We start from the raw sequence: 13,617 nt of genomic DNA, 5'->3' as shown, positions 1-13,617 counted from the left end.
GGGCCGGCGGCGTCCCTCAGGACAGACAGCCCACGTGGGCCAGGGCCTGCTTGAGCAGCACGGCCTGACCGCCCGGCATGTCGTCCAGCACCACGGCCGAGGCGGCCTCCTGCGGACTGAACCATTCGAGGTCCAGGGCGTCCTGCCGGGGCCGGCAGTCGCCGGAGACCGGGACGATGTAGGCGAGGGACACCGCGTGCTGGCGCGGGTCGTGGAACGGCGTGATCCCCAGGGTCGGGAAGTACTCGGCGACGGTGAAGGGCTGCAGGGAGGCCGGGACGCGGGGGAGCGCCACCGGCCCGAGGTCCTTCTCCAGATGGCGCAACAGGGCGTCCCGGACCCGTTCGTGGTGCAGAACCCGTCCGGAGACGAGGGTGCGGCTTACGATCCCGTCGGGTCCGATCCGCAACAGCAGTCCGATACTGGTGACTTCGCCGCTTTCGTCGACGCGCACGGGCACGGCTTCCACATACAGGATCGGCATGCGGGCACGCACCAGCTGGAGCTCGTCGGAGCTCAGCCAGCCGGGCGTGGATTCGGTCGTGTCAGGCATTGACCGATCGTACGGTCAATGCCGCGCGTTGTCCGCGTGTCCCTCCAGGTCAGCCCTACTCGAACACGGACGGAAGCACCCGTTTGCCCAAGGGGTTTGACGCGCCGTCATCCTACCGCCGCCGCAGTTCGTCCGGTCCTCGGTGCAGACGGGGCCGTCGACGGCGCAGACGTGTGAGCCTGCTGGACCGGCCGCGGAGTCTCCGTGGCCGGATCATGACCCTCGCCCGGAGACGCCCGCCGCGGGGCCGCACCCCGATGCCGGGGCGAGCAGGCCGCGGCCGGGGCCGTCGAACGCGCCCTCGCCGGGCAGGGGTCCCGGCGCCGCCGACGGGGGGAACCGGGTTACCCGGCTATCCCCGCCCCTCCTCGGCCGGGACACCGGCCGGGCGGCGGCGGGCGGCCCGGTGCTCGGTGGTCCAGTACAACAGGGCCAGGGCCGGCAGGGCCGCGCCGAGGACCGCGACCGCGCCCCAGCCTCCGGTGCGGTAGGCGAGGGAGCCGACCTGTGATCCCAGGGCGCCGCCGATGAAGAAGGTCGCGATGAAGGCGGAGTTGAGGCGTGCCCGGGCATGCGGGTCGAGCTGGTAGATGGTGTGCTGGCCCAGGATGAGCGTGGACTGGACGGCCATGTCGAGGACCACGGCGGCCGACGCGATCAGTACGACGGAGTGCCGTCCGAACCCCGCGAGCGCGAAGGCCAGCGCGGCGACGGCGAGCGCGGCCCCGGTCATGGGCCGGGCGAGCCCCCGGTCGGCCCAGTGCCCGGCGAGCGGTGCCACGGCCGCGCCGGTCGCTCCCACCAGGGCGAAGACGCCGACGCCGACCGCGGAGTAGTGGAACGGCGGTCCGGTGAGGGCATAGGAGACGGTGGTCCAGAAGGCGCTGAAGGCACCGAACATCGCCGCCTGGTAGAGGCCGCGGCGCAGCAGCGCGGGGTGGGTGCGCATCAGGGTGACCGTGGAGCGCAGCACCTGGCCGTAGGGAACGTCCGTGGTGGGCGCCTGCCGGGGCAGTGCCAGGCGCAGCGCCACGGCCAGCAGCACCATCAGTGCCGCGGACCCCAGATAGACGACGCGCCACCCGGCGACTCCGGAGACCAGGCTGCTGACGGTCCGGGAGAGAAGGATGCCGGTGAGCAGGCCGCTCATCACCCGGCCCACGATCCGGCCGCGCGCATGGTCGGGGGCCAGGCTCGCGGCGAAGGGGACCAGGATCTGGGCGACGACCGAGGTGGCGCCGCTGACCAGGGAGGCGCCCAGCAGCATGGGGAAGCCGGTGGCGAGGCCCGCCGCCAGCAGGGCCAGGGTGGTGATCACCAGCAGGACGGTGACCAGCCCGCGTTTCTCCAGGCGGTCGCCGAGCGGGACCAGGAAGAGCATGCCGAGCACATAGCCGATCTGGGTGAGGGTGATCAGCAGACCCGCGGCCTCGGTGCTCACATGGAAGGCGTCGCGCAGCGAGAAGAGCAGGGGCTGCGCGTAGTACAGATTGGCGACCGTCATGCCGCAGGCGACGGCCAGCAGTGCGATCAGCCGGCCCGGTACGCCGTGGACGGCGCGCACATCGGCCGGCGAACCGTGGAGATCGGGTGTCTGGGGCACGGGACCTTCTTCGGGGAGGGGGCCGGACGGCGCGGGAGCGGGAGCCGGACGGCTCCGGGCGGACCTCCCACACTGTGCCCAGCGCCGGGTGGCCGCCGCTGCTTCCTCATCCGCGGTGATGGTTCTTGATGACGGCCATCACTTTCGGAGATGGACGCCCGGACTCCACGGGCCCACGGGGCTAGTGGAGTCCGCCGGGTGAGCCCGTGGACCCCGCCCGGGTGGTCTCCGTCCGGGCGGGGCGGCGCGTCGGGCCGCCTCAGGGGAGGGTCACGGCGGGCCTCGCGGGGCGCACCGGGTGCTTGCTCATGATCGAGACCCGGTTGAACGCGTTGATGGTGATCGCCACCCAGATCACCGCGGAGATCTGGTCGTCGGTGAGCGTCGGACGGGCCGCGTCGTACGCGCGCTCCTGCGCACCGGCGTCGGCCGGGTCGGTGACCGCCTCAGCCAGGGCGAGGGCCGCGCGCTCCGCGGGCGTGAACAGTCGGGTGTCCCGCCAGGCCGCCAGGACCCCCAGCCGCTGAGTGGTCTCGCCCGCGCGCAGCGCGGCCCTGGTGTGGACGTCCAGGCAGTAGGCACAGCCGTTGAGCTGCGAGACCCGGAGGTTGACCAGTTCCACCAGGGTGCGGTCGAGCCCCGCGCCGGCGGCGACGGCGCGGACCGCCTCGGAGGTCTGTACCAGGGCGCGATAGGCCTCCGGGCTCTGCTTGTCGATGAAGATCCGCCCGGTGTCGACCCGTGCGTCGGCGGAATCTGTCGTGGGGGTGGTCACCCTGGGGCTCCTTCGGAATTCGTCCGGGCACGTCGTCCTCGGGTCGCGCCGTGTGTCTGGCCGTGCGCCTGTCTCGTTGTGCCCCTATGCTCTCGTGATAGTTGTTGAAAGTAAAACCATCTTGCGGCAGGGAGGAGCGGTTCCTCATGAGCGACGTCGAGGCGGAACACGTCGGAGCGGTCCATGGAGCGGGTCCGGACGGCCGACGGGAGTCCGGGCCGCCGGAGGTCGAGGTGTTCACCCCGCGTGATGTGCCGCTCGGCGGTCCGCGGGCGATGACCGTGCGGCGCACCCTGCCGCAACGGGCCAGGACCCTGATCGGCGCCTGGTGCTTCGCCGATCACTACGGCCCCGACGACGTCGGCAGGACTGGCGGCATGGATGTCGCCCCGCATCCGCACACCGGGCTGCAGACGGTGAGCTGGCTGTTCAGCGGGGAGATCGAGCACCGGGACAGCCTGGGCAGCCACGCCTATGTGCGGCCCGGCGAACTCAACCTCATGACGGGCGGGTACGGCATCAGCCACTCGGAGGTCTCCACCCCGCGGACCACGATCCTGCACGGCGTCCAGCTGTGGGTGGCGCTGCCCGGGGAACACCGCGACACCGCACGGGACTTCCAGCACCACACCCCCGAGCCCGTCCGGCTCGACGGAGCCGAACTCAGGGTCTTCCTGGGCTCCCTCGCCGGACACGAATCCCCGGTGCGGACCTTCACCCCGCTGCTCGGCGCCGAGATCCTCCTCGAGCCGGGAGCGGCGGTCACGCTGGACGTGGACCCCGCCTTCGAGCACGGACTGCTCGTAGACCACGGGGACGTCCGGATGGCCGGAACCCTGCTGCGCCCGGCGGAACTGGGCTTCATTCCCACCGGGGCCGACGCCCTCACGCTGGCCAACGAGTCGCGGGAGACGGCTCGGGCCGTATTGCTCGGCGGAACACCGTTCGAAGAGGAGATTGTCATCTGGTGGAATTTTATTGGTCGTGATCATGACGCCATCGTCCGGGCGCGCGAGGAGTGGCAGAATTCCGCCGATCGTTTCGGCGTGGTCGAGGGGTATCCAGGGGGTCGTCTTCCCGCTCCTGCCTTGCCGAATGCCGTGATCATGCCGCGTCGGAACCCGAGGCGGCGCTGACCCGTCTTCCGTCCGAAAGGCACACCATGAGCCAGTCGTCAGCACCTCCGGTCGTCCGCCATGCCGACGCCAAACATCGCTACGAGATCCTGGCCGACGGTGTGCGCGCCGGACTGACCGTGTACCGCGACCGCGGAGATCAGCGCGTCTTCTTCCACACGGAGATCGACGACGCCTTCGCCGGCCGGGGTCTGGCCTCACAGCTGGTCCAGGAGGCGCTGGCCGATGTGCGGGAGTCCGGCAGACGGATCGTGCCGGTCTGCCCCTATGTCGCCAAGTTCCTGAAGAGACACGAGGAGTTCGCCGACATCACCGACCCGGTCACCCCCGAGGTCCTGAAGTGGCTGGAGCTGGAACTGGGCTGAGTCCCCTGCCGTTCGGCGCGCCGTACCACCGGCGCGCCGCCGTGTCCGAACGTGCGCCGTCCCCGAGGGGCGGCGCACGCGCTTTCGGGTGACGGTGCCCTCCACCGCCCCCTGCGGCAGTCCGCGCGGCGTCTCGCCGGGTGCCGGCCATTTCCGCTCTCCGCCCACAACGGACGGTGGCCGAAGCGGTGTTGAGGTCGTTGACACCTGATGTGACTCCCGACACACTTGCCTGCCGTCGACCCATTGGGAGCGCTCCCACACCCCTGTAAGGAGCTGAGACGTGTTCAGACGCCGAACGAGCGCCCTCGCCGTGCTGATCCTGGCGACGGCGACACTGACGGCCTTGCCCGTCGCCCCCGCGGGCGCGGACGAGGTCGAGCAGGTGCGGAACGGCACCTTCGACAACGGAACCGCCCCCTGGTGGACCACCGGCAATCTCACCGCCGCCGTCACCGGCGGACAGCTGTGCACGGATGTGCCGGGCGGCACGGCCGACGCCTGGGACGCCATCGTCGGACAGAACGACATCACCCTGGCGAAGGGGGAGACCTACCGGTTCTCCTTCACCGCGTCCGGTTCGCCGGCAGGGCATGCGCCGCGGGCCGTCGTCGGCCTGTCGGTGGACCCGTACGACACCTGGTTCGAGGCCAGGCCGACGCTCACCGGCGGCGACGGCACCTACAGCTACACCTTCACCTCGCCCGTCGACACCGCCCAGGGCCAGGTCGCCTTCCAGGTCGGCGGCGCCACGGACGCCTGGCGCTTCTGCATGGACGACATCTCGCTCCTCGGGGGCGTCGCGCCCGTGCCCTACGAGCCCGACACCGGCCCGCGGGTCCGCGTCAACCAGGTCGCCTATCTGCCCGCCGGACCCAAGAACGCCACCCTGGTCACCGCCTCGACCGGGCGGCTGGCCTGGGAGCTGAAGAACGCCCGCGGCAGCACCGTCGCCCGCGGCCGCACCGTGCCGCGCGGAGTGGACGCGTCCTCCGGGCAGAACGTCCAGACGATCGACTTCGGCGCCTACCGGGGCAAGGGCAAGGGCTTCACCCTGGTCGCCGACGGAGAGACGAGCCGCCCCTTCGACATCGACAAGGGCGCCTACGAACAACTGCGGACCGACGCGCTGAAGTACTACTACACCCAGCGCAGCGGCATCGAGATCCGTGACTCCCTGCGCCCCGGCTACGGCCGCGCCGCGGGCCATCTGGACGTCGCCCCGAACACCGGTGACTCCAAGGTCCCCTGTCAGCCGGGCCGGTGCGACTACACGCTGGACGTCACCGGCGGCTGGTACGACGCGGGCGACCACGGCAAGTACGTGGTCAACGGCGGCATCACGGCCTGGGGGCTGCTGAGCGAGTACGAGCGTTCGCTGTACGCCCGCACCGGGCAGCCGCGCACCCTCGGCGACGGCACTCTGAACATCCCGGAGAGCCGCAACAAGGTGCCGGACATCCTGGACGAGGCCCGCTGGGAGCTGGAGTTCCTGCTGAAGATGCAGGTGCCGGCGGGCAAGCCGCTCGCGGGCATGGCGCACCACAAGATCCATGACGCGCAGTGGACCGGACTTCCGCTGCTGCCGAGCAAGGACCCGCAGCAGCGCGAACTGCACCCGCCCACCACCCAGGCCACCCTCAACCTCGCCGCCACCGCCGCCCAGGCGGCCCGGCTCTACCGCCCCTACGACCGCGCCTTCGCGGACCGGGCGCTGAAGGCCGCGCGGACGGCATGGGCGGCCGCCGAGGCCCACCCCACGATGTACGCGGACCCGGGTGACGGGGAGGGCGGCGGAACGTACGACGACACCAACGCCACCGACGAGTTCTACTGGGCGGCGGCCGAGCTGTATCTCACCACCGGTGAGAAGAAGTTCGCCGACTACGTGCAGCACTCCCCGCTGCACACGGCCGACATCTTCGGCAATGTCGCCTTCGACTGGGCCTCCACCGCGGTGCCCGCCCGGCTCGACCTCGCGACCGTCCCGAGCCGGCTGCCCGGCCGTGACGCGGTCCGCCGCTCGGTGGCCAAGGCCGCCGACTCCTATCTGGCCACCCTGACGGCACACCCGTACGGCCTGCCCTACGCACCGGCCGGCAACCGGTACGACTGGGGCTCCAACAGTCAGATCCTCAACAACGCCGTGGTCGTCGCGGTGGCCTACGACATCACCGGGAAGTCCCGGTACCGCGACGGCGCCGTCCAGAGCATGGACTACATTCTGGGCCGCAACGCCCTCAACCAGTCCTATGTCACCGGGTACGGCTCGGTCTCCTCGCAGAACCAGCACAGCCGCTGGTACGCCCATGAACTGGACCCCGCGCTGCCGAACCCGCCGCACGGCACCCTGGCCGGCGGCGCCAACTCCGCACTGCAGGACCCGTTCGCCCAGTCCAAACTCACGGGCTGTGTCGGCCAGTTCTGCTACATCGACGACATCGAGTCCTGGTCCACCAACGAGACCGCGATCAACTGGAACGCGGCGCTGGCCTGGATGGCGTCCTTCGTCGCCGACCAGGGCTGACCGCTGAAGGTGCGCCGACACGACCGCCCCGGCCGGATCGGATCCGGCCGGGGCGGCTGTCGTACCGGCTCACTCAGGCGAGGGAGGCCAGCGCCTCGTTCCAGGTGGCCGACGGGCGCATGACCGCGGCGGCCTTGGCCGGGTCGGGCTGGTAGTAGCCGCCGAGGTCGGTCGGCTCGCCCTGGACGGCGTTCAGCTCGTCGACGATCGTCTGCTCGGCCGCGGCGAGCGTCTCGGCGAGCGGGGCGAACGCCTTGGCCAGCTCCGCGTCGTCGGTCTGCTTGGCCAGCTCCTGCGCCCAGAACAGGGACAGATAGAAGTGGCTGCCGCGGTTGTCGATGCCGCCGACGCGACGGGTCGGGGACTTGTCCTCGTTGAGGAATGTCGCCGTGGCGCGGTCGAGGGTGTCGGCGAGGACCTGGGCGCGCTGGTTGCCGGTGGTCTTCGCGTACTGCTCGAAGGCCGGGACCAGCGCGAAGAACTCACCGAGCGAGTCCCAGCGCAGGTAGTTCTCCTTGACCAGCTGCTGGACGTGCTTGGGGGCGGAGCCGCCGGCGCCCGTCTCGAACAGGCCGCCGCCCGCCATCAGCGGGACGACCGACAGCATCTTGGCGCTGGTGCCCAGCTCCAGGATCGGGAACAGGTCCGTCAGGTAGTCACGCAGGACGTTGCCGGTGACGGAGATGGTGTTCTCGCCGCGGCGGATGCGCTCCACGGACAGCTTGGTGGCCTCGACCGGGGACAGGACGCGGATGTCCAGGCCCTCGGTGTCGTGCTCCGCCAGATACTGCTCGACCTTGACGAGCAGGCTGGCGTCGTGGGCGCGGTGCGCGTCCAGCCAGAACACCGCCGGGTCGCCGGTGGCGCGGGCACGGGTGACGGCCAGCTTCACCCAGTCCTTGATCGGGGCGTCCTTGGTCTGGCAGGCGCGGAAGATGTCACCGGCGGAGACGGTCTGCTCCAGGACGACCGCGCCGTCCTGGTCGACGAGGCGGACGGTGCCCGTGACCGGGATCTCGAAGGTCTTGTCGTGGCTGCCGTACTCCTCGGCCTTCTGCGCCATGAGGCCCACATTGGGGACCGAGCCCATGGTGGACGGGTCGTAGGCGCCGTGGGCACGGCAGTCGTCGATCACGGCCTGGTAGACACCGGAGTAGCTGGAGTCCGGCAGGACCGCGAGGGTGTCGTGCTCCTGGCCGTCCGCGCCCCACATGTGGCCGGAGGTGCGGATCATGGCCGGCATCGAGGCGTCGACGATGACATCGGAGGGGACGTGCAGGTTGGTGATGCCCTTGTCGGAGTCGACCATCGCCAGCGCCGGGCCCTCGGCCAGCTCGGCCTCGAAGGAGGCCTTGATCTCCGCGCCCTCCGGCAGGCCCTCCAGGCCCTTGAGAATGCCGCCCAGACCGTCGTTCGGGGTCAGACCGGCCGCGGCGAAGGCCTCGCCGTACTGCGCGAACGTCTTCGGGAAGAACGCGCGCACCACATGACCGAAGATGATCGGGTCGGAGACCTTCATCATGGTGGCCTTCAGATGCACGGAGAAGAGCACGCCCTCCTCCTTGGCGCGGGCGACCTGAGCGGTCAGGAACTCGCGCAGGGCGGCGACCCGCATCACCGAGGCGTCGACGACCTCGCCCTCGAGGACCGGCACCGACTCACGCAGCACGGTGGTGGAGCCGTCGTCGCCCTTGAGCTCGATGCGCAGCGAACCGGCCTCGGAGATCACCGTGGACTTCTCGGTGGAGCAGAAGTCGTCCGCGTCCATCGTCGCCACATTGGTCTCGGACTCGGAGCTCCAGGCGCCCATGCGGTGCGGGTGGGTCTTGGCGTAGTTCTTGACCGAGGCGGGGGCGCGGCGGTCGGAGTTGCCCTCGCGCAGCACCGGGTTCACGGCGGAGCCCTTGACCTTGTCGTAACGGGCGCGGATCTCCCGCTCCTCGTCGGTCTTCGGCTCGTCCGGGTAGTCCGGCAGGGCGTAGCCCTTGGCCTGCAGCTCGGCGACGGCCGCCTTCAGCTGCGGTACGGACGCCGAGACGTTCGGCAGCTTGACGATGTTGGCCGCGGGGGTCTTGGCCAGCTCGCCCAGCTCCGCGAGGTCGTCGTTGATCCGCCGGTCCTCGTCCAGGTACTCGGGGAAGACCGCGAGAAGACGCCCCGCCAGCGAGATGTCGCGGGTCTCCACAGCGACACCGGCCTGGGAGGCGTACGCCTTGACCACCGGCAGGAAGGAATACGTCGCCAGGGCCGGGGCCTCGTCAGTGTGGGTGTAAATGATGGTCGAGTCAGTCACCGGGTGCTCCGCTCCACGTCTGCAACATTGCTCGACATCAAGATATCTCGTGAGGGCGCCGCGTTCGACAGTGGCCTGGGACGGGGACGCCCGTCCCGCCGTGCCGAGCCGGGCGTCTTCCCGCCCACCGAAACCGGACGGCTCCCGGCGGGGCCCGGGCGTCGTGTTCCGTCGGGTTCCGGGTGTCATGCCCCACCAGGTCCCGGGCGAGGACCCGCCCTCCTGGGCGAGGACCCGCCCGACCGTGTCACGGGCCGGCCGTTCCGCACCGGCAGGGCCCGGGTGCCCGGCACGGTGTGCTGGGGGCGGACCGGAGGTCCGGCGGTGCGGCCGTGCGGCCGTGCGGCGGTGCGGCGGTGCGGCGGTGCGGCGGTGCGGCCTGGCTCGGTCCGTCCGGCCCGGGACCGTCACCCGTCCGTGAACGACCCATGGCGCCCCGCCCCACCCGCGAAGCGGGCCGCGCCCTCCAGGCTCTCCGTCAGGACCTCCATGCCGTACCGGAGTTCGCCCCGCATCGCCTCCGGCTCCGGCATCCCCTCCTGATCGAGGACCCCGGCGCGGTCGGCGCGCAGACAGGCCTGCGGGAAGCGGGCGACCTCGGCGGCCAGCGCCTCGGCCTCGGCACGCGCCCGGCCCGTCGGCACCACGCGGTTGGCCAGCCCCATCGTGTACGCCTCGGCGGCCGGCACCGGACGGCCGGTGAGGACCATGTCCATCGCCCGGCCGGCGCCGATCAGCCGCGGCAGCCGCACCGTGCCGCCGTCGATCAGCGGAACGCCCCAGCGGCGGCAGAAGACCCCGAACACCGCGTCCTCCTCGGCGACCCGCAGATCGCACCAGAGCGCCAGCTCCAGACCGCCGGCCACCGCATGACCGGCGACCGCCGCGATCACCGGCTTGGACAGCCGCAGCCGGGTCGGGCCCATGGGACCGTCGCCCCCCTCCGCGACCCGGTTGCCGCGCCCGGTCCCGATCGCCTTCAGATCGGCGCCCGCGCAGAACGTCCCGCCCTCGCCCCACAGCACCGCCACCCGGGCCACGGGGTCCGCCTCGAACGCCCGGAACGCGTCGGCGAGCGCGGCGGCGGTCGGCCCGTCCACCGCGTTGCGTGCCTCGGGCCGGGAGAGCACGACGGTGGTGACATATCCCTGACGTTCGATCCTGACCGGCATCGGCTGTCCCCTTCGGGTGGTGGCCGCCTCCGCGGGGTCGCGCGGGCGGGCACCACCGAGGTTACTCGCGAGTAAGCGCGGGGTCGGTGCGGGACCGTACCGGCTTCAGATCACCTTCAGCCGTACCAGGGCCCCCAGCGTGAGCGCACCCGGCAGCAGCGGCAGCCACACCGTGATGATCCGGTACGCCAGCACCACCGCCGTCGCCACGGCCACCGGGCCGCCCGCCGCCACCAGGGTCACCACCAGCGCCGCCTCGACCGTGCCGATGCCGCCCGGGGTGGGCACCGCGGCGACCGCGAGCGTCCCCGCCAGATACGCGACCACCATGTGCGCGGGCGGCACCGGGAGGGCAAGCGCCTCCCCCACCGCGGCCAGCCCGGCCCCCTGGAGCGCGGGGAAGGCCAGCGAGCCGCCCCACAGGGCGAGCGCACGGGCCGGGCGGGTGTGCACCGAGCGGGCCTCACCCAGCGCCGTGCGCAGAAAGGTGAACACCGCGGTACGCAGCCGCCGTACCAGAAGCACGACCGCCACCGCGGCACACACCGCCAGGACCACCCCGAGCAGCAGCGGGCCGCCCATCGAGGCGGGCACCAGGGAACCGGGGCGCAGGGCGTGGGGGAAGGCGATCAGCAGGGCCAGCAGCAGCGCGGTCCGGGTGATCGACTCGGCGAGCATATACAGCGCGAGCGCCGCCGAGGAGCGCGCCAGCGGCACCCCGCACACCGTCATGAACCGCAGATTGACGGCGCTGGCACCGAGCCCGGTCGGCAGCAGATGATTGGCCGCGCCCGCCGCGAACTGGGTGGCCAGCAGCCGACGCGCGGGCAGCCGCTGCACCAGCGCTCCCTGCCGGGTGACGGCCGCAGCGACCCAGGTCAGACAGGTCGCACCGACGGCCACCAGCAGCCAGGGCCACTGGGCCGCCCGGAGATGGCCGAAGCCCGCCACGAGCACCGAGCGGTGCTGCAGCGCGACCACGATCACCAGCACCATCGGGATCAGACACAGGATCTGGCGGACCGGAACGCGTCCGGTGAGCCGCCGCGCGCGTCCGGGCGTTCGCGGGACACGTCGGGGGAACCGTGGGGGGAGACGGACGTCAGTCACATCACCACAGGCTTTCCGCGCCGCACCAACACGAGGTTGCGTACGCGGAGACGGCGTCTGACGCGCCGGGCAAGGGTGCGCCCGGGCCGCCGTCCCTCGGGCCGGGCGCACCCCGCACGCCGCGAGGGCCTCGGACATCCCGTTGACCTCAACCTCGGTCGAGGTCCTAACGTCGTTCTCATGAGCATGGAAACCACCGCCTGGCAGCAGATGCACAGTGTCATGACCGCGCAGCAGGAGCGCCGCCCCTTCGACCGGGCCACGCTGCGACGCATCGGTGCCTTCGCCCGACCGCACCGCCGCCGTATCGCACAGTTCGTCGTGATCAGTGTGGTGACCGCGCTGCTGGCCGTCGCCACACCCCTGCTCGCCGGGCGTGTCGTCGACGCCATCGTGTCGCACGGCGCGCGCGGGACCGTCGTACGGCTGTCGTTGCTGATCGCCCTCATCGCACTCGCCGAGGCGGCACTCGGGCTGCTCGCCCGCCGGCTGTCGGCCACTCTCGGGGAAGGCCTGATCCTCGATCTGCGGACGGCCGTCTTCGACCATGTGCAGCGCATGCCGGTCGCGTTCTTCACCCGCACCCGCACGGGCGCGCTGGTCAGCCGGCTCAACAACGACGTCATCGGCGCCCAGCGGGCCTTCAGCAACACCCTGTCGGGAGTCGTCGGCAATCTGGTCACCCTGCTGCTCACGCTCGTGGTGATGCTCAGCCTGTCCTGGCAGATCACCCTGCTCGCGCTGGTGCTGCTGCCGGTCTTCGTGGTCCCCGCCCGCCGGATGGGCCGCCGCATGGCACGGCTCCAGCGGGAGGCCGCCGACCTCAACGCGGCGATGGGCACCCGGATGACCGAGCGGTTCTCCGCACCCGGCGCCACGCTGGTGAAGCTCTTCGGACGGCCCGAGGAGGAGTCCGCCGAGTTCGCGGCCAGGGCCCGGCGGGTGCGGGACATCGGCGTGCGTACGGCGATGGCGCAGTCGGCGTTCCTCACCGCCCTCACCCTGGTGTCGGCCCTGGCGCTCGCCCTGGTCTACGGGCTCGGCGGCTGGTTCGCCCTGCGCGGCAGCCTGGAAGCGGGCGCCGTGGTCTCGCTCGCCCTGCTGCTGACCCGGCTCTACGCCCCGCTCACCTCGCTGGCGGGCGCCCGGGTCGAGGTCATGAGCGCCCTGGTCAGCTTCGAGCGGGTCTTCGAGGTCCTCGACCTGAAGCCGCTGATCGAGGAGCGGCCCGAGGCGCAAGAGGTCCCCGAGGGGCCGGTGGCGGTGGAGTTCGACAACGTCCGCTTCGGCTACCCCGCCGCCGACAAGGTCTCCCTCGCCTCGCTGGAGGAGGTGGCGGCGCTGGACACCCGCGGCGGCGACCAGGTCCTGCACGGCGTCTCCTTCCGCGCCGAACCCGGACAGACCATCGCGCTGGTGGGCTCCTCCGGCGCGGGCAAGTCCACCATCGCCTCCCTGCTGCCGCGGCTGTACGACGTCGACGAGGGCACCGTCCGGGTGGGCGGCACGGATGTACGCGAGCTGAGCGCCTCCTCGCTGCGCGGCACCCTCGGCATGGTCACCCAGGACGGCCACCTCTTCCACGACACGGTGCGGGCCAACCTGCTGCTGGCCCGCCCGGACGCCGCCGAGGACGAACTCTGGGACGTCCTGCGCCGGGCCCGCCTCGACGATCTGGTGCGCTCCCTGCCCGACGGGCTCGACACGGTCGTCGGCGAGCGCGGCTACCGGCTCTCCGGTGGCGAGCGCCAGCGTCTGACCGTCGCCCGTCTGCTCCTGGCCCGCCAGCGCGTGGTGATCCTCGACGAGGCCACGGCCCATCTCGACAACACCTCGGAGGCGGCCGTCCAGGAGGCACTGACCGAGGCACTTCAGGGCCGCACCGCCGTCGTCATCGCCCACCGGCTGTCCACCGTGCGTGCCGCAGACGCCATCCTGGTCGTCGAGTCCGGCCGGATCGTGGAGCGCGGCACCCATGAGGAACTGCTGGCCGCGGAGGGGCGGTACGCGGAGCTGTACCGCACCCAGTTCGAGAAGGCGGGGGCCGGGCGACCGGAGCCGGAGCCGGAGGCTGTGGCGTAGC

At 71.8% G+C, this 13,617-nt stretch carries 10 protein-coding genes; 4 read left to right on the top strand and 6 right to left on the bottom strand.

The window, feature by feature from the left end; genetic code table 11:
- Positions 1–16: 16 nt before the first annotated feature.
- The 3 genes from CP978_RS05675 to CP978_RS05665 all read right to left on the bottom strand — a co-directional run bounded on the left by CP978_RS05675 (position 17) and on the right by CP978_RS05665 (position 2,931).
- Positions 17–553 carry an NUDIX hydrolase family protein gene (locus CP978_RS05675; protein ID WP_043438066.1) on the bottom strand — a complete coding sequence of 179 codons (537 nt, stop codon included), beginning with the start codon at positions 551–553 and terminating at the stop codon, positions 17–19.
- A 352-nt stretch (positions 554–905) separates the two neighbouring features.
- Positions 906–2,156, bottom strand: coding sequence for an MFS transporter (locus tag CP978_RS05670; protein WP_079162026.1), 1,251 nt, complete (start codon positions 2,154–2,156; stop codon positions 906–908).
- A 259-nt stretch (positions 2,157–2,415) separates the two neighbouring features.
- On the bottom strand, positions 2,416–2,931 hold the full coding sequence (locus tag CP978_RS05665; protein WP_052454030.1) for a carboxymuconolactone decarboxylase family protein: 516 nt from the start codon (positions 2,929–2,931) through the stop codon (positions 2,416–2,418).
- Between the two features lie 146 nt (positions 2,932–3,077).
- Between CP978_RS05665 and CP978_RS05660 the strand changes: the two genes are divergently transcribed.
- The 3 genes from CP978_RS05660 to CP978_RS05650 all read left to right on the top strand — a co-directional run bounded on the left by CP978_RS05660 (position 3,078) and on the right by CP978_RS05650 (position 6,959).
- Positions 3,078–4,067 (top strand): pirin family protein, encoded by a 990-nt coding sequence (locus CP978_RS05660; protein WP_150478150.1) that lies wholly within the window; start codon positions 3,078–3,080, stop codon positions 4,065–4,067.
- Positions 4,068–4,093: 26 nt separating this feature from the next.
- Positions 4,094–4,432 carry a GNAT family N-acetyltransferase gene (locus tag CP978_RS05655; RefSeq protein ID WP_043438062.1) on the top strand — a complete coding sequence of 113 codons (339 nt, stop codon included), beginning with the start codon at positions 4,094–4,096 and terminating at the stop codon, positions 4,430–4,432.
- Positions 4,433–4,715: 283 nt separating this feature from the next.
- Positions 4,716–6,959, top strand: a complete 2,244-nt coding sequence (locus CP978_RS05650) for a glycoside hydrolase family 9 protein (RefSeq protein ID WP_043438060.1) — start codon at positions 4,716–4,718, stop codon at positions 6,957–6,959.
- Positions 6,960–7,032: 73 nt separating this feature from the next.
- Here the strand turns inward: CP978_RS05650 and CP978_RS05645 are convergent, their stop codons facing one another.
- The 3 genes from CP978_RS05645 to CP978_RS05635 all read right to left on the bottom strand — a co-directional run bounded on the left by CP978_RS05645 (position 7,033) and on the right by CP978_RS05635 (position 11,420).
- Entirely contained in the window at positions 7,033–9,252 is a 2,220-nt protein-coding gene (locus CP978_RS05645; protein WP_043438058.1) for an NADP-dependent isocitrate dehydrogenase, read from the bottom strand.
- Positions 9,253–9,659: 407 nt separating this feature from the next.
- Positions 9,660–10,424 carry a crotonase/enoyl-CoA hydratase family protein gene (locus CP978_RS05640; protein WP_043438056.1) on the bottom strand — a complete coding sequence of 255 codons (765 nt, stop codon included), beginning with the start codon at positions 10,422–10,424 and terminating at the stop codon, positions 9,660–9,662.
- A 105-nt stretch (positions 10,425–10,529) separates the two neighbouring features.
- The gene (locus CP978_RS05635) at positions 10,530–11,420 is read right to left on the bottom strand and encodes a lysylphosphatidylglycerol synthase transmembrane domain-containing protein (protein WP_079162025.1); all 891 of its coding nucleotides are present in this window, start codon (positions 11,418–11,420) and stop codon (positions 10,530–10,532) included.
- Positions 11,421–11,720: 300 nt separating this feature from the next.
- Here CP978_RS05635 and CP978_RS05630 point away from each other — a divergent pair, with 300 nt between their 5' ends.
- A complete protein-coding gene (locus tag CP978_RS05630) occupies positions 11,721–13,616 on the top strand; it encodes an ABC transporter ATP-binding protein (RefSeq protein ID WP_043438054.1) in 1,896 nt (631 codons plus the stop codon).
- Position 13,617: the final 1 nt, after the last annotated feature.

It is taken from the genome of Streptomyces nodosus (assembly GCF_008704995.1).
Taxonomy (GTDB): Bacteria; Actinomycetota; Actinomycetes; order Streptomycetales; family Streptomycetaceae; genus Streptomyces; species Streptomyces nodosus.
Note: the sequence above shows the minus strand (reverse complement) of the source record. Positions and strands in the feature narration are given on the sequence as shown.

What these genes read in the sequence shown, in the direction of transcription:
- CP978_RS05675 (WP_043438066.1), bottom strand. Translation starts at nt 553, where the DNA reads ATGCCTGACACGACCGAATCCACGCCCGGCTGGCTGAGCTCCGACGAG.
- CP978_RS05660 (WP_150478150.1), top strand. Translation starts at nt 3,078, where the DNA reads ATGAGCGACGTCGAGGCGGAACACGTCGGAGCGGTCCATGGAGCGGGT.
- CP978_RS05655 (WP_043438062.1), top strand. Translation starts at nt 4,094, where the DNA reads ATGAGCCAGTCGTCAGCACCTCCGGTCGTCCGCCATGCCGACGCCAAA.
- CP978_RS05640 (WP_043438056.1), bottom strand. Translation starts at nt 10,424, where the DNA reads ATGCCGGTCAGGATCGAACGTCAGGGATATGTCACCACCGTCGTGCTC.
- CP978_RS05635 (WP_079162025.1), bottom strand. Translation starts at nt 11,420, where the DNA reads ATGGTGCTGGTGATCGTGGTCGCGCTGCAGCACCGCTCGGTGCTCGTG.
- CP978_RS05630 (WP_043438054.1), top strand. Translation starts at nt 11,721, where the DNA reads ATGGAAACCACCGCCTGGCAGCAGATGCACAGTGTCATGACCGCGCAG.